Below are 23,462 nucleotides of genomic sequence, written 5' to 3'. Positions count from 1 at the left end.
TCGCCCAGATCAAACAGAGCATCACCGAAGCGCGTGGCACTGCTGATCAGTCCTCGGAAATCGCCCGCCAGACCAGCGAAGGCATGCAGGTGCAGTTCCGCGAAATCGATCAGGTCGCCACCGCGTCCAACGAAATGAGCGCCACCGCCCACGACGTCGCCAACAGCGCGTCGAACGCGGCCAACGCCGCCAAGGGCGCCGATCAGTCAGCCAGGGACGGCCTGTCGATCATCGAGCGCAGCACCCGCGACATCAATCAACTGGCCGATGAAGTCAGCAAAGCGGTGACCGAAGTCGAAGCGCTGGCGGTCAACAGCGAGCAGATCGGTTCGGTGCTGGAAGTGATCCGCAGCATCGCCGAACAGACCAACCTGCTGGCGCTCAACGCCGCCATCGAAGCGGCCCGCGCGGGGGAAAGCGGCCGTGGTTTCGCGGTAGTGGCTGACGAGGTGCGTAACCTCGCCAAGCGCACTCAGGATTCGGTGGAAGAAATCCGCATCGTGATCGAACGCATCCAGACCGGCACCCGTGGCGTGGTCGCGACCATGCATTCAAGCCAGACTCAGGCGCACAACAACGCCGGGCAGATCCGTCAGGCCGTGGACGCGCTGGGCAAGATCAGCGATGCGGTGACCGTGATCAGCGACATGAACCTGCAGATCGCCAGCGCCGCCGAACAGCAGAGCGCCGTGGCCGAAGAGGTCAACCGCAACGTCTCGGCAATTCGTACCGTGACTGAAACCCTGACCGAGCAAGCCACCGAGTCGGCAGCGATCAGCAGCCAACTCAATGCCCTGGCGAGCCAGCAGATGAAGCTGATGGATCAGTTCCGCGTCTAGCAAACCGCAAAAATCCCTGTAGGAGCGAGCCTGCTCGCGAAGACGGCAGCACATTCAACATCAAAGTGACTGATCCACCGCTTTCGCGAGCAGGCTCGCTCCCACAGGGGTAGAGGTCAACCGCAACGTCTCGGCGATTCGCACCGTGACTGAAACCCTGACCGAGCAAGCCACCGAGTCGGCGGCGATCAGCAGCCAACTCAATGCCCTGGCGAGCCAGCAGATGAAGCTGATGGATCAGTTCCGCGTCTAGCAAACCGCAAAAATCCCTGTAGGAGCGAGCCTGCTCGCGAAGACGGCAGCACATTCAACATCAAAGTGACTGATCCACCGCTTTCGCGAGCAGGCTCGCTCCCACAGGGGTAAGTGTTCACCTGCCGGAATTTCATCTGGCCCGAGATTTTTTTGCACTATCATCGCCCTCTCTCCCGGAGGGCCTTCGATGACTGATTTATTCACGTCCATTCAAGCCGCACTCGGCTTGCCTCACACGCCAATTCCGTTCACGGGCCATGGCGCCCTGCCCTCGGCGTTTGCCGTGACCGATCTGGCTTGCGCCAGCATCGGCGCTGCCGGTCAGGCCGTCAGCGAACAGCTCCGGCAACAGACCGGGCACTTGCCCGCGGTGGAAGTCGATCGACGTCTGGCCTCGTTCTGGTTCGCCACTTCGTTGCGACCCATAGGCTGGGAAGTCCCGCCGCTGTGGGATCCGGTCGCCGGCGACTATGCGACAAAGGACGGCTGGATCCGCCTGCACACCAACGCCCCGCATCACCGCGCCGCCGCCGAACGGGTACTCGGTGCCTGTGCCGACCGCGCCGCGATGGCGGCGAAAGTCGCGCAATGGAGCAGTTCCGAACTGGAGCAAGCGGTGGTCGACGCCAAGGGCTGCGCCGCCGAAATGCGCAGCTGGGCGCAGTGGCAACAACATCCGCAGGGGTTGGCCGTGAGTGCCGAGCCGCTGGTGCACTTCAGCACCGATCAGGACGAAATTCTCAAACCATGGCAAGGCTCGGTGGCGCAACCGCTGGCCGGGATCAAGGTGCTCGACCTGACCCGCGTGCTCGCCGGCCCCACCGCCAGCCGTTTTCTCGCCGGCCTCGGCGCCGATGTGCTGCGCATCGACCCGCCGAGCTGGAACGAGGCGGGCGTGGTGCCGGAAGTCACCTTGGGCAAACGTTGCGCACGGCTGGATTTGCAGCAACCGGCCGATCGTGCGCTGTTCGAAAACCTGTTGAAGGACGCCGACATCCTCGTACATGGCTACCGTGCCGATGCCCTGGAACACCTCGGTTTCGGCGCCGAACGCCGCCGACAATTGGCGCCGGGTCTGGTCGACGTCTGCCTCAACGCTTACGGCTGGAGCGGCCCGTGGCAGAACCGTCGTGGTTTCGACAGCCTGGTGCAAATGAGCAGCGGCATCGCCGAGACCGGGCAGCGCTGGAAGCTCGCCGATAAACCGACGCCGTTGCCGGTGCAGGCGCTGGATCATGCAACCGGATATTTGATGGCGGCCAGTGCGATACGGCTTCTGACGGAGCGATTGAAGACGGGCCGGGGAGGCTCGGCGCGCTTGTCGCTGGCGCGTACCGCCAAGCTGTTGATCGAACAGGGGCCGGGGCCGACCGAAGCGTTGCGCGCCGAAGATGAGCAGGATCAAAACTCGCGGCCGGAGCAGACCCCGTGGGGTCCGGCGCACCGCTTGCTGGCACCGGTGACGATCAGCGGGACGCCGCTGCACTGGGCGTTGCCGGCCACCGAACTGGGTTCACATCGCCCGTTGTGGTGAATTTGAAATCGCTATCGCGAGCAGGCTCACTCCCACATTTGAAACGCGTTCCCCTGTGGGAACGAGCCTGCTTGCGAAGAGGCCTGCACTGACACCAACGATTCAGGATCAACCTGCCTCACAACGACAACACCCCGCTGTACAAACCATACGCCGCCAGCCCTGCGCCGATCAGCACGCAGGCGAAAATGCCCTTCTCGACATGCGTGAACAACGGCTCGCCCTGTTCATGCTTGGCCTTGGCGAACAGCACCACCCCCGGCGCATACAGCAGCGCCGACAGCAGCAAATACTTCACCCCGCCGGCATACAACAGCCACACCGCATAGCACAGGGCGATCCCGCCAATCAGCAGATCCTTGGTACGTTCGGCCGAGGCATGTTCGTAGGTTTCGCCGCGTCCGCTGAGCAACACCGCATACGCCGCCGACCACAGGTACGGCACCAGAATCATCGACGAGGCGAGGTAAATCAGGCTGGTGTAGGTGCCAGCGGAAAACAGCGTGATCAGCAGGAAAATCTGGATCATCACGTTGGTCAGCCACAGCGCATTGACCGGCACATGGTTGGCGTTTTCCTTTTTCAGGAACGCCGGCATGGTCTTGTCCCGGGCCGTGGCGAAGAGGATTTCCGCGCACAGCAGCGCCCATGACAGCAACGCGCCGAGCAACGACACCGCCAGACCGAGGCTGATCAACAATGCGCCCCACGGCCCGACGATGTGCTCCAGCACCGCCGCCAGCGACGGGTTCTGCAGGGTCGCCAGTTCGGGCTGGCTCATGATCCCCAGCGACAGCACGTTGACCAGCACCAACAGCGCCAGCACGCCGATGAAACCGATCACCGTGGCACGCCCGACGTCGCTGCGTTTCTCCGCACGCGCCGAATACACGCTGGCGCCCTCGATGCCAATGAACACGAACACCGTGACCAGCATCATGTTGCGCACCTGATCCATCACCCCGCCGAAGCTCGGGTTGCTGCGGCCCCAGATGTCGCGGGTGAAGATGTCGGCCTTGAACGCCACGGCGGCAATCACGATGAACATGATCAGCGGCACGATCTTGGCGACCGTGGTCACCTGATTGATGAACGCCGCCTCCTTGATCCCGCGCATCACCAGAAAATGTACGGCCCACAGCAACAGCGAGGCACAGCCGATGGCGATAGGCGTGTTGCCCTGGCCGAACACCGGGAAGAAGTAACCAAGGGTGCTGAACAGCAACACGAAATAACCGACGTTGCCCAGCCACGCGCTGATCCAGTAACCCCAGGCCGAGGAAAATCCCATGTAGTCGCCAAAACCGGCCTTGGCGTAGGCGTAGACCCCGGAGTCCAGCTCGGGCTTGCGGTTGGCCAGGGTCTGGAATACGAACGCGAGGGTCAGCATACCGATGGCAGTGATCCCCCAGCCGATCAGGATTGCCCCGGCATCGGCGCGGGCGGCCATGTTCTGCGGCAGGGAAAAGATCCCCCCGCCAATCATCGAACCCACCACCAGGGCGATCAACGCACCCAGTCGCAGCTTTTGCGTCGGTTGCGACATTCTTGTCTCCCTTTTCCTGACAACGGTTCTCGAAACCTGTTTATACCTGTGACGAGGGGATTTATCCCCGATGGGGGGCGAAGCCGCCCCAAAACCTGAGAACTCGTGCTGCCTGATACACCGCGCTGAATGGATCTGGGGCGGCTTCGCCACCCACCGGGGGTAAATCCCCTCGCCACACGGTGTGTCTATTTCTGGATATTAACTAAACGGATAAAGCGTAAGTACGTTTTTTGAATAACGCCAATACCCTCTTATATATAGCCAACAACGCTAACGCGTAGCACGACTAATCGCTTTTGTGCGCAAATCCTGATTATTCGATTCTGTACTGAAAACAGATGTGGAAAATTTGCCAAAAGCTGAAAACCAACTAGCGTGATAATTCCAAAGTAATAGGAGAAATTCCCAAACACATTTGCCAGAAGCCTCTGGAACAGGCCTTTTCGGGCAGCAGCTTTATGCCATCAGCTTTTTCATAAGTCATTCATTAACAATGGAATGTGACCATGAACTGATCCAAGTCAGCTGTTTTAACAGACAACAGCATTACGCTGTGAACTCTTCTCTCCTGCAATGGAGTCATGCAATGTCTGAAGCTCCCGGAAAACTACGATTAGGTGCACTGGTTGCCTTGGTCGTCGGCTCAATGATTGGTGGCGGGATATTCTCTTTGCCACAAAACATGGCCGCCAGCGCCGACGTCGGCGCGGTATTGATTGGCTGGGCCATCACCGCTGTCGGCATGCTCACCCTCGCTTTTGTCTTTCAAACCCTTGCCAATCGCAAGCCTGACTTGGACGGCGGTGTCTACGCCTACGCCAAGGCCGGATTCGGCGATTACATGGGTTTCTCGTCCGCCTGGGGTTACTGGATCAGTGCCTGGCTGGGCAACGTTGGCTACTTTGTTCTGTTGTTCAGCACCCTCGGGTATTTCTTTCCGATTTTCGGCGAAGGCAACACGGTGGCGGCGGTGATCGGCGCCTCGGTGCTGTTGTGGGCCGTGCACTTTCTGGTGCTGCGCGGGATCAAGGAAGCGGCGTTCATCAACCTGGTGACCACGGTCGCCAAGGTCGTGCCGCTGTTGCTGTTCGTGCTGATAGCAGTCTTCGCCTTCAAACTGGACATCTTCACTGCCGACATCTGGGGCGTGAAAAACCCGGATCTGGGCAGCGTGATGAACCAGGTACGCAACATGATGCTGGTCACCGTGTGGGTGTTCATCGGTATCGAGGGCGCGAGCATCTTCTCGGCGCGGGCGGAAAAACGTTCCGACGTCGGCAAGGCCACCGTCATCGGTTTCATCACCGTGCTGCTGTTCCTGGTGCTGGTCAACGTGCTGTCGCTGGGCATCATGACTCAGCCGGAACTGGCCAAGCTGCAGAACCCGTCGATGGCCGCCGTGCTCGAACATGTGGTCGGTCACTGGGGCGCGGTGCTGATCAGCGTCGGTCTGATCATCTCGCTACTGGGGGCGCTGCTGTCGTGGGTGCTGCTGTGTGCGGAGATCATGTTCGCCGCCGCCAAAGACCACACCATGCCGGAGTTCCTGCGCAAGGAAAACGCCAATCACGTACCGGTCAACGCTCTGTGGCTGACCAACGCGATGGTTCAGCTGTTCCTGATCATCACCCTGTTCTCGGCCAGCACTTACCTGTCGCTGATCTACCTCGCCACTTCGATGATTCTGGTGCCGTACCTGTGGTCGGCGGCCTATGCCCTGTTGCTGGCGGTGCGCGGCGAAAGCTACGAAGGCTTCGCGGCCGAACGACGCAAGGATCTGATTATCGGCGGCATCGCGCTGATCTACGCGGTGTGGCTGCTGTATGCCGGCGGGGTCAAGTATCTGCTGCTCTCGGCCCTGCTCTACGCACCCGGCGCGATCCTGTTCGCCAAGGCCAAGCTGGAACTCAAACAACCGATTTTCACTAACGTCGAGAAGCTGATTTTCGCCGCAGTGGTCGTGGGTGCCCTGGTGGCTGCCTACGGTCTCTACGACGGCTTCCTGACCTTGTAACCCTTGATTTTTAATCTGGAGGATCACTGCAATGACCACGGAAAAAGTTAAGTACGGCGTCCACTCCGAAGCCGGCAAACTGCGCAAAGTCATGGTTTGCTCCCCAGGTCTGGCCCACCAGCGGCTGACCCCGAACAACTGCGATGAACTGCTGTTCGACGACGTGCTCTGGGTCGCCCAGGCCAAGCGCGACCACTTCGACTTCGTGACCAAAATGCGTGAACGCGGGATCGACGTGCTGGAAATGCACAACCTGCTGACCGACATCGTCGCCATCCCGGAAGCGCTGGACTGGATCCTCGAGCGCAAGGTCACCGCCGACTCGGTGGGCCTGGGCCTGATCAGCGAAGTGAAATCCTGGCTGAAAAGCCTTGAGCCGCGACACATCGCCGAATACCTGATTGGTGGTGTATCCGCCGATGATCTGCCGGACAGCTTCGGTGGCAAGACCATCCAGATGTTCCGCGACTTCCTCGGCCACTCCAGCTTCATCCTGCCGCCGCTGCCGAACACCCAGTTCACCCGCGACACCACTTGCTGGATCTACGGTGGCGTGACGCTGAACCCGATGTACTGGCCGGCGCGTCGCCAGGAAACCCTGCTGGCCACTGCCATCTACAAATTCCACCCGCAGTTCACCAACGCCGATTTCGAAATCTGGTACGGCGACCCGGACAAGGATCACGGCAGCTCGACCCTCGAGGGCGGCGACGTGATGCCGATCGGCAACGGCGTGGTGTTGATCGGCATGGGCGAACGCTCATCCCGTCAGGCCATCGGCCAACTGGCACTGAACCTGTTCAAGAACAAAGCCGTGGAAAAAGTCATCGTCGCCGGCCTGCCAAAGTCCCGCGCCGCGATGCACCTGGACACCGTGTTCAGCTTCTGCGACCGCGACCTGGTGACGATCTTCCCGGAAGTGGTCAACCAGATCGTCGCCTTCACCCTGCGTCCTGATGAAAGCAAACAGGGCGGCATCGACATCCGCCGCGAAGAAGGCACCTTCCTCGACACCGTGGCCAAAGCCCTCAACCTGCCGAAACTGCGCGTGGTGGAAACCGGCGGCAACAGCTTCGCTGCCGAACGCGAGCAATGGGACGACGGCAACAACGTGGTGGCGGTAGAGCCGGGGGTGGTCATCGGCTACGACCGCAACACCTACACCAATACCCTGCTGCGCAAGGCAGGCGTCGAGGTCATCACCATCAGTGCCGGCGAACTCGGCCGTGGTCGCGGCGGCGGCCACTGCATGACCTGCCCGATCATCCGCGACCCAATCGATTACTAAACCTCTGAGCCCTGGCCGCGACTTACAAAGCGCGGCCAGGGGGATAACCGACACCGAAGGAGATCCATCATGGCTTTTAACATCCACAACCGTAACCTGCTCAGCCTGGAACACCACACCCCACGTGAGCTGCGTTACCTGCTCGACCTGTCCCGCGATCTGAAACGCGCGAAATACACCGGCACCGAGCAGCAACACCTGAAGGGCAACAACATCGCCCTGATCTTCGAAAAAACCTCGACTCGCACCCGTTGCGCATTCGAAGTGGCGGCCTACGACCAAGGCGCCAATGTCACCTACATCGACCCGAATTCGTCGCAGATCGGCCACAAGGAAAGCATGAAAGACACGGCCCGCGTGCTGGGTCGCATGTACGACGCCATCGAGTACCGTGGCTTCAAACAGGAAATCGTCGAAGAGCTGGCGAAGTTCGCCGGGGTGCCGGTGTTCAACGGCCTGACCGATGAATACCACCCGACCCAAATGATCGCCGACGTGCTGACCATGCGTGAACACGCCGACAAGCCGATCCACGAAATCAGCTACGCCTACCTCGGCGATGCGCGCAACAACATGGGCAACTCGCTGCTGCTGGTCGGCGCCAAGCTCGGCATGGACGTGCGCATCTGCGCGCCGAAAGCCCTGTGGCCGCATGACGACCTGGTCGATCGCTGCAAGAAATACGCGGAAGAATCCGGCGCCCGCATCACCCTGACCGAAGACCCGAAAGCCGCAGTCAAAGGCGTCGATTTCATCCACACCGACGTCTGGGTGTCGATGGGCGAACCGGTTGAAGCCTGGGCCGAGCGTATCCAGCAACTGCTGCCGTACCAGGTCAACAAAGAGCTGATGAAAGCCACCGGCAACCCGCGCACCAAGTTCATGCACTGCCTGCCGGCGTTCCACAACAGCGATACCAAGGTCGGCAAACAGATCGCCGAACAGTATCCGCACCTGGCCAACGGCATCGAAGTGACCGACGACGTGTTCGAGTCGCCCGCCTGCATCGCCTTCGAGCAAGCGGAAAACCGCATGCACACGATCAAGGCGATCCTGGTCTCGACCCTGGCTGATCTGTAACAGGCTGATCAGGTTCTCCTGATCAACCAACAACCTGTAGGAGCTGCCGAAGGCTGCGATCTTTTGACTTTGCTTGTTCAAGATCAAGATCAACAAATCGCAGCCTTCGGCTGCTCCTACAGGGTCATCGAATTCTGAAAGGATTGCATCATGCGTATCGTCGTAGCTCTGGGCGGTAACGCCCTGCTCCGTCGTGGCGAGCCGATGACCGCTGACAACCAGCGCGCCAACATCCGCATCGCCACCGAGCAAATCGCCAAGATCCATCCCGGCAATCAACTGGTCATCGCCCACGGCAATGGCCCGCAAGTCGGCCTGCTGTCGCTGCAGGCGGCGGCCTACACCTCCGTCACCCCTTACCCGCTGGACGTGCTCGGTGCCGAAACCGAAGGCATGATCGGCTACATCATCGAACAGGAGCTGGGTAACCTGCTGGACTTCGAGGTGCCGTTCGCCACCCTGCTGACCCAGGTTGAAGTCGACGCCAAGGACCCGGCTTTCCAGAATCCGAGCAAACCGATTGGCCCGGTCTACGACAAAGCCGAAGCGGAAAAACTCGCGGCCGAAAAAGGCTGGGCCATCGCTCCGGACGGCGACAAGTTCCGCCGCGTAGTCGCCAGCCCACGGCCGAAACGCATCTTCGAGATCCGCCCGATCAAGTGGTTGCTGGACAAGGGCAGCATCGTGATTTGCGCGGGCGGCGGCGGGATTCCGACCATGTACGACGAGCACCGCAACCTCAAGGGCATCGAGGCAGTGATCGACAAGGATCTGTGCTCGTCGCTGCTCGCCGAGCAACTGGAAGCCGACTTGCTGGTAATCGCCACCGACGTCAACGCGGCATTCATCGACTACGGTAAACCGACGCAGAAAGCCATTGCCGAGGCGCACCCGGATGAACTGGAACGCCTCGGTTTTGCCGCTGGTTCCATGGGACCGAAGGTGCAGGCAGCCTGCGAATTCGCGCGCCATACTGGCAAGGTCGCGGTGATCGGTTCGCTAGCGGACATCGAAGCCATCGTCCAGGGCACGGCCGGTACACGCGTCAGCACGGCGAAGCCGGGCATCAGCTATCGATAATTAGAAACTCAAGGGCAGGCCCGGGGTCTGCCCTTCTCCCATGCCTTGAAAGGAGAAACCCATGGCCCAGTTTGAACCCGGTCATTTGCATATTGAGCGGCACGCGTTGACCGACGATGACGTCAATTACAACGTGCACCTGGACTACGAAGTGTTCACCGACCCGCAAAAAGGCAAAGGGATACAGTTCACCCTGCACGGCAATATGCAAGGCAAGGACATGAAGGAAACGTTTTTCCTGCCCAAGGAAGAGGCTTACAACTTCGCCCGCGACGTGACCCGGATCGCCGAAAAATACGGGATTCCCAAGACGCACAGCCAGATCGGGTCGGTGCACAAACATTACGACTTGATGTTTGAAGACATCCGCAAACAGTTGAATATGCAATCCGGGGATCCGGTCAATCTTGAGCACTTCGAATAACCAGGATGTTGCACATCCCCTGTAGGAGTGAGCCTGCTCGCGATAGCGGTGTATCAGTCAACATCGTTGTTATCTGACACACCGCTATCGCGAGCAGGCTCACTCCTGCAGGGGATCCGTGTTGCCTGAAATCCCGCGTCCGGTTTCACCATTACCTCGCCCCAAGGCATACTTGCCACCCTCCGCACTCCAGATCACTGAACCGCCCCCATGCGTATCCACGTCAGTTTCATCGACCGCGTCGGCATCACCCAGGAAGTCCTGGCGATCCTCGGTGGGCGCAATCTCAATCTGGATGCGGTGGAGATGATCCCGCCCAACGTCTACATCGATGCACCGACCTTGAGCCCGCAAGTGCTCGAAGAGCTCAAAGATGCGTTGTTCCGGGTGCGCGGCGTGGAGGCCGTGGTGGTGGTCGACATCCTCCCCGGCCAGCGCCGGCACCTGCAGCTCGACGCGTTGCTCGCGGCGATGACCGATCCGGTGCTGGCACTGGACAGCGCCGGCAAAGTCCTGCTGGCCAACCCGGCACTGATCGCGCTGTACGGGCGTGAGCCGGCGGGGGAAAGTGTCTCTGAGCTGTTCAACGATCCCGGTCTGCTGGAAACCCTGCTCGAACAAGGCTTCCGCCTGCCGCTGCGCGAGATCACCGTCAACGGCCAGACGCTGCTGCTGGACGCCACACCGATCACCGATGCCGGCGCCTTGCTCACCCTTTATCAACCGAACCGCATTGGCGAACAACTGTCGGCGCTGCACCACGATCATGCCGAAGGCTTCGATGCATTGCTCGGCGAATCCCCGGCGATCCGCACGCTGAAGGCCCGCGCGCAACGAGTCGCGGCCCTCGACGCACCGCTGTTGATCCAGGGCGAAACCGGCACCGGCAAAGAACTGGTGGCCCGCGCCTGCCACGCGATCAGTGCGCGACACAGTGCGCCGTTTCTCGCCCTGAACTGCGCAGCCCTGCCGGAGAACCTCGCCGAGAGCGAACTGTTCGGCTATGCCCCCGGTGCCTTCACCGGCGCGCAACGTGGCGGCAAACCGGGGCTGATGGAACTGGCCAACCAGGGCACGGTGTTTCTCGATGAAATCGGCGAGATGTCGCCGTACTTACAGGCCAAGCTACTGCGCTTTCTGAATGACGGCAGCTTCCGCCGGGTGGGTGGTGATCGCGAGGTGAAGGTCAACGTGCGGATCCTCAGCGCGACCCACCGCGACCTGGAAAAAATGGTCAGCGAAGGCCTGTTCCGCGAAGACCTGTTCTATCGCCTCAACGTGCTCAACGTCGAAGTGCCGCCGCTGCGCGAACGTGGCCAGGACATTCTGCTGCTGGCGCGCTACTTCATGCAGCAGGCGTGTGCGCAGATTCAGCGTCCGGTGTGCCGACTGGCTCCGGGGACTTATCCAGCGCTGCTCGGTAATCGTTGGCCGGGTAACGTGCGACAGTTGCAGAACGTGATCTTCCGCGCCGCCGCGATCTGCGAAAGCAGCCTGGTCGATATCGGTGATCTCGACATCGCCGGCACCTCGGTGGCGCGTCAAACCGACAGCGATGTCGACAGCCTCGAACAAGCCGTCGAGTCCTTCGAAAAATCGCTGCTGGAAAAACTCTACGTCAGCTACCCCTCGACCCGCCAACTGGCCAGCCGCCTGCAGACCTCGCACACGGCAATCGCCCATCGCCTGCGCAAGTACGGCATTCCCAACAAACCCTGAACCACCCTAAATCCCCTGTAGGAGCTACCGCAGGCTGCGATCTTTTGATTTTGTTTTTTGATCAAGATCAAAAGATCGCAGCCTGCGGCAGCTCCTACAGTCCGGGTTTCCAGTTCAAAATTAGTACCTTCTGCTTGAAAACGACCTCCATCTGTACTGAAAGCGCTACAGCGGAACGATATCGCTACACCCTCCTCCAATCACCGCTGTGCAAGGCTTTGATCCGCTTCAGCTTTTTTCCCCGCCCCAAGCTGTAGCGATTTCGCTACAGTCATTCGCTTCCAATCACTTCCAAAAACAGATAACTACCTGATTTATATAGATAAATACAAGATGGCCGCGTTCTTGCTTAGTAACCGCTCATAAAATCAGGGCTTTGTGCCCAAGCCTTCCACCGCGTCCACCAGACGAGTCTGGCCCCCTTAGGAGTTTCCATGAGCGAGTTGCGTTTTACTGAAGATCACGAATGGCTGCGCACCGAAGCTGACGGCAGCGTTACTGTCGGCATCACCGCTTTCGCGCAGAACGCCCTGGGCGACGTGGTGTTCGTGCAACTGCCTGAGCTGCAGGCTTACGAAAAAGGCGCCGAAGCCGCCACCGTGGAATCGGTCAAAGCCGCCAGCGGCGTGTACATGCCCCTCGATGGCGATGTACTGGAAGTTAATCCGGCGCTGGAAGACGCTCCGGAACTGGTCAACGAAGATCCGCTGGGCGAAGGCTGGTTCTTCCGCTTCCAGCCAAGCGACGCCACGGCTGTAGCGAAACTGCTGGATCAGGACGCCTACGACCGTCTGATCAAAGCCCAAGCCGAAGCCTGAGGAGTAGCGACATGACCCAAGTAAACCTCGGCACTGCCAACGAATTCATCGCCCGTCACATCGGCCCGCGCGCCGGTGACGAGCAAGCCATGCTCAACAGCCTCGGCTTCGACTCGCTCGAAGCGCTGAGCGCCAGCGTGATCCCGGAAAGCATCAAGGGCACCAGCGTGCTCGGCTTGGACGACGGCCTGAGCGAAGCCGATGCACTGGCGATGATCAAATCGATCGCCGGCAAAAACCAACTGTTCAAGACTTACATCGGCCAGGGCTACTACAACTGCCACACGCCGTCGCCAATCCTGCGCAACCTGCTGGAAAACCCGGCCTGGTACACCGCTTACACCCCGTACCAGCCGGAAATTTCCCAGGGTCGCCTCGAAGCGCTGCTGAACTTCCAGACCCTGATCAGCGACCTCACCGGCCTGCCGATCGCCAACGCCTCCTTGCTCGACGAAGCCACCGCCGCTGCCGAAGCCATGACCTTCTGCAAACGCCTGAGCAAGAACAAGGGCAGCCACCAATTCTTCGCCTCGATCCACAGCCACCCGCAAACCCTCGACGTGCTGCGCACCCGTGCCGAGCCGCTGGGCATCGAAGTGGTGGTTGGCGATGAGCGTGAGCTGACCGATGTGACGCCGTTCTTCGGCGCGCTGCTGCAATACCCGGCGAGCAACGGTGACCTGTTCGACTATCGCGAACTGACCGAGCGCTTCCACGCTGCCAACGCGCTGGTAGCCGTGGCTGCCGATCTGCTGGCCCTGACTTTGCTGACCGCTCCGGGCGAGTTCGGCGCAGACGTCGCCATCGGTTCCGCACAACGCTTTGGCGTACCGCTGGGCTTCGGTGGCCCGCACGCGGCTTACTTCTCCACCAAGGATGCGTTCAAGCGCGACATGCCGGGCCGTCTGGTCGGTGTTTCGGTTGACCGTTTCGGCAAGCCGGCCCTGCGCCTGGCGATGCAGACCCGCGAGCAACACATCCGCCGCGAGAAGGCCACCTCGAACATCTGCACCGCGCAGGTGCTGCTGGCCAACATCGCCAGCATGTACGCCGTGTACCACGGCCCGAAAGGCCTGACGCAGATCGCCAACCGCGTGCATCACCTGACCGCGATTCTGGCCAAGGGCCTGAGCGCACTGGGCTTGAAGGTCGAGCAGGAAAGCTTCTTCGACACCCTCACTCTGGCCACCGGCGCACGCACTGCGGCGCTGCACGACAAGGCGCATGCCGCACAGATCAACCTGCGCGTAATCGATGCCGAGCGTCTGGGCCTGTCGGTGGACGAAACCACCACTCAGGCTGACATCGAAACCCTGTGGGGCCTGTTCGCCGACGGCAAGGCCCTGCCAGACTTCGCAGCACTGGCCGCTTCGGTGCAAAGCACCATCCCGGCCACGCTGGTACGTCAGTCGCCGATTCTCAGCCATCCGGTGTTCAACCGTTATCACTCGGAAACCGAGCTGATGCGCTACCTGCGCAAACTGGCCGACAAGGACCTGGCACTGGATCGCACCATGATCCCGCTGGGCTCGTGCACCATGAAACTCAATGCTGCCAGCGAAATGATCCCGGTGACCTGGGCCGAATTCGGCGCCCTGCACCCGTTCGCCCCGGCTGCGCAGAGCGCCGGTTATCAGCAACTGACCGATGAACTGGAAGCGATGCTCTGCGCCGCCACCGGTTACGACTCGATCTCGCTGCAACCGAACGCCGGTTCGCAGGGTGAATACGCAGGCCTGCTGGCGATTCGTGCGTACCACCAGAGCCGTGGCGACGAGCGCCGCGACATCTGCCTGATCCCGTCGTCCGCCCACGGCACCAACCCGGCCACCGCCAACATGGCCGGCATGCGCGTGGTCGTGACCGCCTGCGATGCGCGTGGCAACGTCGATATCGAAGACCTGCGCGCCAAGGCCATCGAGCACCGCGAACACCTCGCCGCGCTGATGATCACCTACCCGTCGACCCACGGCGTGTTCGAAGAAGGCATCCGCGAAATCTGTGGGATCATTCATGACAATGGCGGCCAGGTGTACATCGACGGCGCCAACATGAACGCGATGGTCGGCCTCTGCGCACCGGGCAAGTTCGGCGGCGACGTCTCGCACCTGAACCTGCACAAGACCTTCTGCATTCCACACGGCGGTGGCGGCCCGGGCGTCGGCCCGATCGGCGTCAAGTCGCATCTGACCCCGTTCCTGCCGGGTCATGGCCAGATGGAACGCAAAGAAGGTGCGGTCTGCGCAGCGCCTTTCGGCAGCGCAAGCATTCTGCCGATCACCTGGATGTACATTCGCATGATGGGTGGCGCCGGTCTGAAGCGTGCTTCGCAACTGGCGATCCTCAACGCCAACTACATTTCCCGTCGCCTGGAAGAGCACTATCCAGTGCTGTACACCGGCAGCAACGGCCTGGTGGCGCACGAATGCATCCTCGACCTGCGTCCGCTGAAAGACAGCAGCGGCATCAGCGTCGATGACGTCGCCAAGCGTCTGATCGACTTCGGCTTCCACGCCCCGACCATGTCGTTCCCGGTCGCCGGCACGCTGATGATCGAGCCGACCGAAAGCGAATCCAAGGAAGAACTGGACCGCTTCTGCGACGCCATGATCCGCATCCGCGAAGAAATCCGCGCGGTGGAAAACGGCACGCTGGACAAGGACGACAACCCACTCAAGAACGCCCCGCACACTGCCGCGGAGCTGGTCGGCGAGTGGACCCACCCGTACAGCCGCGAGCAGGCGGTGTATCCGGTGGCGTCGTTGATCGAAGGCAAATACTGGCCGCCGGTCGGTCGCGTCGACAACGTGTTCGGCGACCGCAACCTGGTCTGCGCCTGCCCGTCGATCGAAAGCTACGCTTAAAAGAACGGGGGCGGTTCGTCCGCCCCACCGCTCGACCGCTTTATCGCTTTGTCGCTTTATCGCTTTATCGCTTTATCGCTTTGTCGCTTTGTCGCTTTGTCGCTTTGTCGCTTTGTCGCTTTGTCGCTTTACCTGTAGGAGCTGCCGAAGGCTGCGATCTTTTGATCTTGATCTTAAAAAAATCGCAGCCTTCGGCAGCTCCTACAGGGTGATGTACTCAGCCTGATATTCCGCCAATTCCCATAACAAGAAACCGGAGAACCACTCATGTCGTTAAGCGTGTTCGACCTGTTCAAGATTGGCATCGGCCCTTCCAGCTCCCACACCGTCGGCCCGATGCGTGCCGCTGCGCGCTTCGCCGAAGGCCTGCGACGGGACGACCTGCTGTCGGCAACCAGCACCATTAAAGTCGAGCTGTACGGCTCGCTCGGCGCCACCGGCAAAGGTCACGGCAGCGACAAAGCCGTGCTGCTCGGCCTGGAAGGCGAACACCCGGACACCGTCGATACCGAAACCGTTGCCACGCGCCTGCAGGATATTCGCGGCAATGGCCGGCTGAACCTGCTCGGTGAACACAGCATTGCGTTCAACGAGAAAGAACACTTGGCGATGATCCGCAAACCGTTGGCCTATCACCCCAACGGCATGATCTTTCGTGCCTTCGATGCGGCGGGTATTCAGATCCGTAGCCGCGAGTACTACTCGGTCGGCGGTGGTTTCGTCGTCGATGAGGATGCCGCCGGCGCTGACCGCATCGTTGAAGACGCCACACCGCTGACCTTCCCGTTCAAAAGTGCCAAGGACTTGCTCGGCCATTGCGCCACCTACGGTCTGTCGATCAGCCAGGTGATGCTGACCAATGAAAGCGCCTGGCGCCCGGAGGCGGAAACCCGCGCCGGTCTGCTGAAAATCTGGCAAGTGATGCAGGACTGCGTCGCTGCTGGTTGTCGTAACGAAGGCATTCTGCCGGGCGGGCTGAAGGTCAAACGCCGGGCGGCAGCGCTGCATCGACAACTGTGCAAGAACCCGGAATCGGCGCTGCGCGATCCGCTGTCCGTGCTCGACTGGGTCAACCTGTACGCCCTCGCCGTCAACGAAGAAAACGCCAACGGCGGCCGCGTGGTGACCGCACCCACCAACGGCGCGGCGGGGATTATTCCGGCGGTGCTGCATTACTACATGCGCTTCATTCCTGGTGCGAACGATGACGGCGTGGTGCGCTTTCTGCTGACCGCCGCCGCCATCGGCATTCTGTACAAGGAAAACGCCTCGATCTCCGGTGCTGAAGTCGGCTGTCAGGGTGAGGTCGGCGTGGCTTGCTCGATGGCCGCCGGCGCACTGTGCGAAGTGCTTGGCGGCACCGTGCAGCAAGTGGAAAACGCCGCGGAAATCGGCATGGAACACAACCTTGGCCTGACCTGCGACCCGATTGGCGGGCTGGTGCAGGTGCCGTGCATCGAGCGCAACGCCATGGGCTCGGTGAAAGCGATCAACGCGGTGCGCATGGCCATGCGCGGCGACGGGCAACACTTCGTCTCGCTCGACAAGGTCATCCGCACCATGCGCCAGACCGGCGCCGACATGAAAAGCAAATACAAAGAGACCGCCCGTGGCGGTCTGGCAGTCAACATTATCGAATGCTGACTACGAACCAAGCCAAACGTAACCAGCACCCTCTCCTTCTGGGAGAGGGCTGGGGCGAGGGGCTTTTGATCTTGATCTAGCCCAATGCCCCCAAACTCAAATTTTCAAGGAGCCACGCATGTCCACCGAACAACTGTCGAAAACCCCACTGCACGCTCTGCATATCGAACTCGGCGCCCGCATGGTGCCATTCGCCGGCTACGACATGCCGGTGCAATACCCGCTGGGCGTGATGAAGGAGCACCAGCACACCCGTGAGCAGGCCGGGCTGTTCGATGTCTCGCACATGGGACAGATCCGCCTGACCGGCGCCAATGCCGCCAAAGCTCTGGAAACCCTGGTGCCGGTGGACATCATCGACCTGCCGGTGGGCATGCAGCGCTACGCGATGTTCACCAATGACAGCGGCGGCATCCTCGACGACCTGATGGTCGCCAACCTCGGTAACGACGAGCTGTTCCTGGTGGTCAACGCTGCTTGCAAGGATCAGGACCTGGCGCATCTGCAAAAGCACATTGGCGATCAGTGCACCATTACAGAGCTGTTCGAAGCGCGCGCGCTGCTGGCGTTGCAAGGTCCGGCAGCGGTTACCGTGCTGGCGCGTCTTGCACCAGAGGTGACGAAGATGACGTTCATGCAGTTCAACCGCGTACAACTGCTGGGTGTAGATTGCTTCGTCAGCCGTTCGGGTTACACCGGTGAAGACGGTTTCGAAATCTCGGTGCCCGCCGCCGATGCAGAGAAACTCGCCCGTGCCCTGCTGGCCGAACCGGAAGTTCAGGCCATCGGCCTCGGCGCCCGCGACTCGCTGCGCCTGGAAGCCGGCCTGTGCCTGTATGGCCACGACATGAACACCGAGACCACGCCGATCGAAGCCAGCCTGTTGTGGGCGATTTCCAAGCCACGCCGTGCCGATGGCGCACGAGCCGGTGGTTTTCCTGGAGCGGAGACTGTTTTCGCTCAGCAGCAGAACGGCGTCGCGCGTAAACGCGTCGGCCTGCTGCCCCAGGAGCGCACCCCCGTGCGTGAAGGCGCAAAAGTCGTCAACGAAGCCGGCGAAATCATCGGCAGCGTGTGCAGCGGCGGCTTCGGTCCGACCCTGGGTGGCCCGTTGGCGATGGGTTATCTCGACAGCGCTTATGTCACCCTCGATACGCCAGTCTGGGCCATCGTTCGTGGGAAAAAGGTGCAAATGCTTGTAAGCAAAATGCCATTTGTTCCACAACGCTACTATCGAGGTTGATTGACTGTTTCTATAAGTAACGCGATTGCGTTATGCGTGCACTAATGTGTAACGCAATCGCCACAAAAAAGTGCATTTTCTAACATCTGATTCGATTATGAACTTTGCTTATAACGTTCGAAAACTTTTGAACAAGCTAATCGTCCAAGCCGCACTAGCAGACTGACTAACAGCCAGCAGGGGCAGGAAAACCGGGGCCTTCGCGGGGCTTGTTTTTTCTCCCGTAGTTGGCGTAGAGTTTGTCCACTGTGTTTGCATGGGTCAGCTTGGAATCGTGACCTGGGCAGTAGCCTACAAGTTAGCTACATCCCGCTCGACGTCTTCTTACTCTCCTGCAACCAGCCCCAGTACTCTTTCATGAGAAAGAGACTGTCATCAATTTATGCGTCAAAGGAAATAAGAAATGTCCCAACGTCAGAGCGGTACCGTCAAGTGGTTTAACGACGAGAAAGGTTTTGGTTTTATCACTCCAGAAAGCGGTCCGGATCTGTTCGTGCATTTCCGCGCTATTCAGGGCAGCGGCTTCAAGAGCCTGAAAGAAGGCCAGAAAGTGACCTTCGTTGCTGTGCAAGGCCAGAAAGGCATGCAGGCTGATGAAGTACAAGCAGAAGCCTAATCTTCTGTAACGAAAAAGCCCCTGATATTGATATCAGGGGCTTTTTTGTGCGCGCGAATCCGTAAAATGGCGCTTCATTTTGCGTCCAGAGGCTGCCATGTCGAAGAACCTGCTCACTCCCCAGGGCGACTTTCCTGCTGTTGGCCTCGGCCGGCGCCTGGCCGCGATGTTCTATGATTTCCTGCTGTGCACCGCCCTGCTGATCGTCACCGGATTCGTCTACAAGTTGATCCAGGCAGCAATCATCGGTGAAGAGCGCCTGCGCGTACTGACCGACGCCGGGAAAATGGATGGCGATCCACTGTATTCCACGGTGCTGCTGCTGGTGCTGTTCGCGTTCTTCGCCAAGTTCTGGACCCACGGCGGGCAGACACTGGGCATGCAGGTGTGGGGTATACGCGTACAGAACGCCGATGGCAGCGCGATCAGCCTGTGGCAGGCGCTGCTGCGCTTCATGGTATCGATCGCTTCATGGCTGTGCGCAGGGCTCGGGTTCTTCTGGTCACTGTACGACAAGCAGAAGCGCACCTGGCACGACATCTATTCCGACACCCGTGTGGTGCGAGTTCCAAAGAAACAAAAATAGCGCCCATAAAAAAGATCGCAGCCTGCGGCAGCTCCTACAGGGATCAAATGTAGGAGCTGCCGCAGGCTGCGATCTTTTGTCTTTAGAACTTAGGCGTTACCGGCCAGCTTCATCCGCGCCGCCTGGGTAAAATCCAGCATGCGCTTCAACGGGCGGATCGCCTGCGGAATCAACGCCGGATCGACAAAGATCTCGTTCGTCCCTTCCTTCAGGCTCTTGAGCGTGCGCTCAAGGGTATTCATGGCCATCCACGGGCAATGTGCGCAACTGCGGCACGCTGCACCGTTACCGGCGGTTGGCGCCTCGATGAAGACCTTGTCCGGGCACAGCTGCTGCATCTTGTAGAAGATGCCACGGTCGGTGGCGACGATCAGGGTCTTGTTCGGCAGGCTTTGCGCGGCAGCGATCAACTGACTGGTGGAACCCACGGCGTCGGCCAGTTCAATCACTGAAGTCGGCGACTCCGGGTGTACCAGAATCGCGGCGTCCGGATACAGCGCCTTCATGTCTTCGAGCTGCTTGGACTTGAACTCTTCGTGGACGATGCACGCACCGTCCCACAGCAGCATGTCAGCGCCGGTCTTGCGCTGGATGTAGGTACCCAGGTGCTTGTCCGGGCCCCAGATGATGGTCTCGCCGTTGTCCATCAGGCTTTCGACGATCTCCAGTGCGCAGCTCGACGTCACCACCCAGTCAGCCCGGGCTTTGACCGCTGCCGAGGTGTTGGCGTACACCACCACCGTGCGCTCCGGGTGCTGATCGCAGAACGCCGAGAACTCGTCCACCGGACAACCCAGGTCCAGCGAGCAGGTCGCGTCCAGGGTCGGCATCAGCACGCGTTTTTCCGGGTTGAGGATTTTCGCGGTCTCGCCCATGAACTTCACGCCGGCGACCACCACGGTCTTGGCCGGGTGAGCGTTGCCGAAGCGCGCCATTTCGAGGGAGTCGGACACACAGCCGCCGGTTTCTTCGGCCAATGCCTGAATCACCGGATCGCAATAGAAGTGGGCCACCAGCACCGCGTCCTGAGCCTTGAGCTCGGCGGCGATGGCGGAACGGTAGTAGGCCTCTTCCTCGGCAGTCAGCGGTTTGGGCTGTTTGGCATCGAGGTGGGCTTGAACCAGAAGGCGTTCGGAAATCTGCGTCATGTTCGCAAGACCTGCAGGCGCTTTCGCGCGAAAGTCGAGTATACACCCGGCTCCGGACCCCTTGAGGGTACCGCCGGGAGAGTGAGTTTTCATCAGGCACGGACAGCGTTGAAGCTGCGCAAGGCTACAGAATATCCCGTTGATACAAAAGATGATTCTGACCTGTGTCAGCGCAGACAACGATCAAGGGAGAGATGCCCGAATCGCAGGCAAAAAAAAACCCGGAAATCCTCACTTTCGTGGGCCTTCCGGATTTTCTAAACCGCCAAATATGGTGGGTCGTGTGGGATTCGAACCTACGACCAATTGGTTAAAAGCCAACTGCTCTACCAACTGAGCTAACGACCCGCTGTGTGGTGGCGCGTATAATACTGATTTTTAAGGACTATTCAACACCTTTTTGAAAAAAATCAAAAATAAGGTGTTGGATCGCTTACACCGGCCGCTGCGAAGCCTTCCGCGCGCAGGCGGCAGCTGTCGCATTTACCGCAGGCGCGGCCGTTATCGTCCGCCTGATAGCAGGAAACGGTCAGGCCGTAATCGACGCCCAGCTTCACGCCCGCCTGGACGATCTGCGCCTTGCTCAGGTTCTGCAGCGGTGCCTGGATGCGGAAACCGTTGCCTTCCACACCCGCCTTGGTCGCCAGGTTGGCCATGCGTTCGAACGACTCGATAAACTCCGGACGGCAATCCGGATAACCGGAATAGTCCACCGCGTTGACACCGATAAAGATGTCACGCGCGCCGAGCACTTCAGCCCAGCCCAGTGCCAGCGACAGGAACACGGTATTGCGCGCCGGCACGTAGGTCACCGGGATGCCCTCACCCAGCTCTTCCGGAATGTCGATGCTGGTATCGGTCAGCGCCGAGCCGCCCATGCCGTTGAGGTTCAGGCCGATCACTTTGTGCTCGACCACGCCCAGATCGCGGGCGACGCGCGCTGCAGCATGCAGCTCCGCATGAGAGCGCTGGCCGTAATCGAAACTCATGGTGTAGCAGGCGTAGCCTTCAGCCCGGGCCATCGCGACCACAGTGGCCGAATCGAGGCCACCCGACAGCAGGATGACAGCACGTTTTTCGTGAGTGTTCAGTTGTTCAGTCATATCAGCGCCCCGGCTCGTCATTCCATAGATATTTATGCAGCTGCAATTGCAACCGCACCGGCAGGTTGTCTGCCACCACCCAGTCCGCCAGATCCCTGGCATTGAGGTCATGATGACTTGGGGAAAACAGCACTTCACCCGCACGGCGATCAAGGCCGTACTGGATCAGCTTAGAGACCGCCCAGTCATAGTCGTCCCGCGAACAGATCACAAACTTCACCTGATCGTTGGGCGTCAACAGTTCGATGTTTTCGTAGCGGTTGCGGTGCGCCTCTTTGGAGTCCGGCGTCTTCAAGTCGACTACGCGACTGACGCGCGAGTCCACCGCCGAGATATCGAGCGCCCCACTGGTCTCCAGTGACACTTCGTAGCCGGCATCGCACAACTGCTTGAGTAAAGGGATGGCATTGGGCTGCGCCAGCGGTTCACCGCCGGTTACACAGACATAGCGTGGGCGAAACCCGGCCACTTGTTCGAGGATGTCGTCGAGGGTGCGGATCGTACCGCCGCTGAACGCATAGGCGCTGTCGCAGTATTGGCAACGCAATGGGCAACCGGTCAGGCGCACAAAAACCGTGGGCAGCCCGGCAGTCCGCGTTTCCCCCTGCAACGAGTAGAAAACTTCGGTAATTCTCAATGTGTCTTGCATAGTCGCCACGGGCGTAACAGCTAAACAGGCTGTCCGCCTCCGTCAGGCACTTCCGGCAACCCCGCCAACGCGTAGATCACCAGAAGCGTGTTTCAGAAAAAGGGCGTGAATTCTAACGAAAAAACCCGCGACAAGCGCGGGTTTCTTCCAAACGGGTCAAACACACTTACATGCGTTGCAGATCACGTTGGGCCAACTGAGCAGCCGAGGTCCCCGGGTATTGGGAAACCACCTGTTGCAGAATGCCTTTGACCTTGTCGGCATGACCAAGGCGGCGCTCTACATCAGCCAGCTTGTACAGCGAATCCGGCACTTTGGCGTGCTTGGGATAGAGCTGCGACACCTTGGCAAAAGCCTGACCTGCACCTTGCAGATCGCCCTTGGCCAGGTTCACTTCGCCCAACCAGTACTGGGCATTACCCGCGTACTGGCTGTTCGGGTATTTGCGCAGGAATGCCGAGAAAGCCTGGCTGGCCTTGTCGAAATCCTTGGCTTTGATCAGGTCGAAAGCGGCATCGTAATACAGCTTTTCCTTGGCCGGATCACCCGGTTCGCTACTTGCAGCAGGTGCCTGGGCGGCAGCAGCCCCGGCGCCAGCGGCAGCACCGGCAGCAGCACTCGCGTCGCCACCGGCAGAAGAATTCTCAGGAGTCGCGGCAGGTGCAACACCGGATCCTATGCGCCGATCAAGATCCTGGTATCGCTCCAGGGATTCCTGTTTCATGCGCGCAACCTGATTCTGCAGTTCTTCGATCACACCTTGCTGGCGCGATATCTGATCCTGCATCTGTTGCAGTTGGTTGAACAGCATGCCCTGTGCCGAGGCAGGGGCCGAAGCCGCTCCCCCGGCATAGGCGCCGTTCGTACCGTAACCCGCAGGCGGATAACTGCTCCCGCTATTGTTATAACCGGAGTTGTCATCGACCACAGGAACCGCAGCCCACGCCGCAAGCGGCGCGAGGCTGAGAGCCAGAACAGTTACAGCACGACGGCACGTTCGCATATCGAA

19 protein-coding genes and 1 tRNA gene are annotated in these 23,462 nt (G+C 60.1%); 14 read left to right on the top strand and 6 right to left on the bottom strand.

Annotated elements, in window-relative coordinates; translation table 11 throughout:
- Nucleotides 1–83: 83 nt before the first annotated feature.
- Together BW33_RS30460 and BW33_RS13760 are read left to right on the top strand one after the other, a co-directional pair.
- Nucleotides 84–839, top strand: a complete 756-nt coding sequence (locus tag BW33_RS30460; protein ID WP_371917867.1) for a methyl-accepting chemotaxis protein — start codon at nucleotides 84–86, stop codon at nucleotides 837–839.
- 442 nt (nucleotides 840–1,281) lie between these two features.
- Entirely contained in the window at nucleotides 1,282–2,628 is a 1,347-nt protein-coding gene (locus BW33_RS13760; protein ID WP_047599545.1) for a CoA transferase, read from the top strand.
- Between the two features lie 118 nt (nucleotides 2,629–2,746).
- Here BW33_RS13760 and arcD (BW33_RS13755) read toward each other — a convergent pair whose 3' ends face one another.
- Nucleotides 2,747–4,174 carry an arginine-ornithine antiporter gene (gene arcD, locus BW33_RS13755; protein ID WP_047599544.1) on the bottom strand — a complete coding sequence of 476 codons (1,428 nt, stop codon included), beginning with the start codon at nucleotides 4,172–4,174 and terminating at the stop codon, nucleotides 2,747–2,749.
- Nucleotides 4,175–4,763: 589 nt separating this feature from the next.
- Here arcD (BW33_RS13755) and arcD (BW33_RS13750) point away from each other — a divergent pair.
- The 12 genes from arcD (BW33_RS13750) to BW33_RS13695 all read left to right on the top strand — a co-directional run bounded on the left by arcD (BW33_RS13750) (nucleotide 4,764) and on the right by BW33_RS13695 (nucleotide 19,553).
- Nucleotides 4,764–6,191 carry an arginine-ornithine antiporter gene (arcD, locus tag BW33_RS13750; RefSeq protein WP_047599542.1) on the top strand — a complete coding sequence of 476 codons (1,428 nt, stop codon included), beginning with the start codon at nucleotides 4,764–4,766 and terminating at the stop codon, nucleotides 6,189–6,191.
- 31 nt (nucleotides 6,192–6,222) lie between these two features.
- The gene (gene arcA, locus BW33_RS13745) at nucleotides 6,223–7,479 is read left to right on the top strand and encodes an arginine deiminase (RefSeq protein ID WP_047599540.1); all 1,257 of its coding nucleotides are present in this window, start codon (nucleotides 6,223–6,225) and stop codon (nucleotides 7,477–7,479) included.
- A gap of 69 nt (nucleotides 7,480–7,548) precedes the next feature.
- The gene (locus BW33_RS13740) at nucleotides 7,549–8,559 is read left to right on the top strand and encodes an ornithine carbamoyltransferase (RefSeq protein WP_003227481.1); all 1,011 of its coding nucleotides are present in this window, start codon (nucleotides 7,549–7,551) and stop codon (nucleotides 8,557–8,559) included.
- A 150-nt stretch (nucleotides 8,560–8,709) separates the two neighbouring features.
- Entirely contained in the window at nucleotides 8,710–9,639 is a 930-nt protein-coding gene (gene arcC, locus BW33_RS13735) for a carbamate kinase (protein WP_047599539.1), read from the top strand.
- A 61-nt stretch (nucleotides 9,640–9,700) separates the two neighbouring features.
- On the top strand, nucleotides 9,701–10,063 hold the full coding sequence (locus BW33_RS13730; protein ID WP_047599537.1) for a DUF5064 family protein: 363 nt from the start codon (nucleotides 9,701–9,703) through the stop codon (nucleotides 10,061–10,063).
- A gap of 210 nt (nucleotides 10,064–10,273) precedes the next feature.
- Nucleotides 10,274–11,782: a sigma-54-dependent transcriptional regulator gene (locus BW33_RS13725; protein WP_027612544.1), complete on the top strand. Its 1,509-nt coding sequence runs from the start codon at nucleotides 10,274–10,276 to the stop codon at nucleotides 11,780–11,782.
- Nucleotides 11,783–12,216: 434 nt separating this feature from the next.
- On the top strand, nucleotides 12,217–12,600 hold the full coding sequence (gene gcvH, locus BW33_RS13720) for a glycine cleavage system protein GcvH (RefSeq protein WP_047599535.1): 384 nt from the start codon (nucleotides 12,217–12,219) through the stop codon (nucleotides 12,598–12,600).
- An 11-nt stretch (nucleotides 12,601–12,611) separates the two neighbouring features.
- On the top strand, nucleotides 12,612–15,464 hold the full coding sequence (gene gcvP / locus BW33_RS13715; RefSeq protein ID WP_047599533.1) for an aminomethyl-transferring glycine dehydrogenase: 2,853 nt from the start codon (nucleotides 12,612–12,614) through the stop codon (nucleotides 15,462–15,464).
- A gap of 267 nt (nucleotides 15,465–15,731) precedes the next feature.
- A complete protein-coding gene (locus BW33_RS13710) occupies nucleotides 15,732–17,108 on the top strand; it encodes an L-serine ammonia-lyase (RefSeq protein WP_047599530.1) in 1,377 nt (458 codons plus the stop codon).
- 118 nt (nucleotides 17,109–17,226) lie between these two features.
- Nucleotides 17,227–18,351, top strand: coding sequence for a glycine cleavage system aminomethyltransferase GcvT (gene gcvT, locus BW33_RS13705; RefSeq protein ID WP_047599529.1), 1,125 nt, complete (start codon nucleotides 17,227–17,229; stop codon nucleotides 18,349–18,351).
- 403 nt (nucleotides 18,352–18,754) lie between these two features.
- Nucleotides 18,755–18,967, top strand: coding sequence for a cold-shock protein (locus BW33_RS13700; protein ID WP_047599527.1), 213 nt, complete (start codon nucleotides 18,755–18,757; stop codon nucleotides 18,965–18,967).
- Between the two features lie 97 nt (nucleotides 18,968–19,064).
- Nucleotides 19,065–19,553, top strand: a complete 489-nt coding sequence (locus BW33_RS13695; RefSeq protein WP_047599526.1) for an RDD family protein — start codon at nucleotides 19,065–19,067, stop codon at nucleotides 19,551–19,553.
- 89 nt (nucleotides 19,554–19,642) lie between these two features.
- Here BW33_RS13695 and nadA read toward each other — a convergent pair whose 3' ends face one another.
- The 5 genes from nadA to ybgF form a co-directional block, all read right to left on the bottom strand.
- Entirely contained in the window at nucleotides 19,643–20,701 is a 1,059-nt protein-coding gene (gene nadA, locus BW33_RS13690) for a quinolinate synthase NadA (protein WP_003227499.1), read from the bottom strand.
- Between the two features lie 272 nt (nucleotides 20,702–20,973).
- Nucleotides 20,974–21,049, bottom strand: a tRNA-Lys gene (locus BW33_RS13685).
- A gap of 62 nt (nucleotides 21,050–21,111) precedes the next feature.
- Entirely contained in the window at nucleotides 21,112–21,804 is a 693-nt protein-coding gene (gene queC / locus BW33_RS13680; RefSeq protein ID WP_007962033.1) for a 7-cyano-7-deazaguanine synthase QueC, read from the bottom strand.
- Nucleotide 21,805: 1 nt separating this feature from the next.
- Nucleotides 21,806–22,453 (bottom strand): 7-carboxy-7-deazaguanine synthase QueE, encoded by a 648-nt coding sequence (gene queE, locus BW33_RS13675; RefSeq protein WP_047296033.1) that lies wholly within the window; start codon nucleotides 22,451–22,453, stop codon nucleotides 21,806–21,808.
- A gap of 166 nt (nucleotides 22,454–22,619) precedes the next feature.
- The gene (gene ybgF / locus BW33_RS13670) at nucleotides 22,620–23,456 is read right to left on the bottom strand and encodes a tol-pal system protein YbgF (RefSeq protein ID WP_047599522.1); all 837 of its coding nucleotides are present in this window, start codon (nucleotides 23,454–23,456) and stop codon (nucleotides 22,620–22,622) included.
- Nucleotides 23,457–23,462: the final 6 nt, after the last annotated feature.

It is taken from the genome of Pseudomonas sp. RIT288, assembly GCF_000631985.1.
In the GTDB taxonomy this organism is placed as follows: Bacteria; Pseudomonadota; Gammaproteobacteria; order Pseudomonadales; family Pseudomonadaceae; genus Aquipseudomonas.
The sequence above is the reverse complement of the archived record's forward strand: the minus strand, read 5'-3'. Positions and strand labels throughout refer to the sequence as shown.

Bases quoted from the DNA above. Each gene is read 5' to 3' on its own strand.
- queE (WP_047296033.1), bottom strand. From the start codon at position 22,453: ATGCAAGACACATTGAGAATTACCGAAGTTTTCTACTCGTTGCAGGGG.
- arcC (WP_047599539.1), top strand. From the start codon at position 8,710: ATGCGTATCGTCGTAGCTCTGGGCGGTAACGCCCTGCTCCGTCGTGGC.
- BW33_RS13695 (WP_047599526.1), top strand. From the start codon at position 19,065: ATGTCGAAGAACCTGCTCACTCCCCAGGGCGACTTTCCTGCTGTTGGC.
- ybgF (WP_047599522.1), bottom strand. From the start codon at position 23,456: ATGCGAACGTGCCGTCGTGCTGTAACTGTTCTGGCTCTCAGCCTCGCG.
- BW33_RS13725 (WP_027612544.1), top strand. From the start codon at position 10,274: ATGCGTATCCACGTCAGTTTCATCGACCGCGTCGGCATCACCCAGGAA.
- nadA (WP_003227499.1), bottom strand. From the start codon at position 20,701: ATGACGCAGATTTCCGAACGCCTTCTGGTTCAAGCCCACCTCGATGCC.
- BW33_RS13730 (WP_047599537.1), top strand. From the start codon at position 9,701: ATGGCCCAGTTTGAACCCGGTCATTTGCATATTGAGCGGCACGCGTTG.
- BW33_RS30460 (WP_371917867.1), top strand. From the start codon at position 84: ATGCAGGTGCAGTTCCGCGAAATCGATCAGGTCGCCACCGCGTCCAAC.
- gcvP (WP_047599533.1), top strand. From the start codon at position 12,612: ATGACCCAAGTAAACCTCGGCACTGCCAACGAATTCATCGCCCGTCAC.
- queC (WP_007962033.1), bottom strand. From the start codon at position 21,804: ATGACTGAACAACTGAACACTCACGAAAAACGTGCTGTCATCCTGCTG.
- arcD (WP_047599544.1), bottom strand. From the start codon at position 4,174: ATGTCGCAACCGACGCAAAAGCTGCGACTGGGTGCGTTGATCGCCCTG.
- BW33_RS13710 (WP_047599530.1), top strand. From the start codon at position 15,732: ATGTCGTTAAGCGTGTTCGACCTGTTCAAGATTGGCATCGGCCCTTCC.
- BW33_RS13740 (WP_003227481.1), top strand. From the start codon at position 7,549: ATGGCTTTTAACATCCACAACCGTAACCTGCTCAGCCTGGAACACCAC.
- BW33_RS13700 (WP_047599527.1), top strand. From the start codon at position 18,755: ATGTCCCAACGTCAGAGCGGTACCGTCAAGTGGTTTAACGACGAGAAA.
- gcvH (WP_047599535.1), top strand. From the start codon at position 12,217: ATGAGCGAGTTGCGTTTTACTGAAGATCACGAATGGCTGCGCACCGAA.
- arcD (WP_047599542.1), top strand. From the start codon at position 4,764: ATGTCTGAAGCTCCCGGAAAACTACGATTAGGTGCACTGGTTGCCTTG.
- gcvT (WP_047599529.1), top strand. From the start codon at position 17,227: ATGTCCACCGAACAACTGTCGAAAACCCCACTGCACGCTCTGCATATC.
- BW33_RS13760 (WP_047599545.1), top strand. From the start codon at position 1,282: ATGACTGATTTATTCACGTCCATTCAAGCCGCACTCGGCTTGCCTCAC.
- arcA (WP_047599540.1), top strand. From the start codon at position 6,223: ATGACCACGGAAAAAGTTAAGTACGGCGTCCACTCCGAAGCCGGCAAA.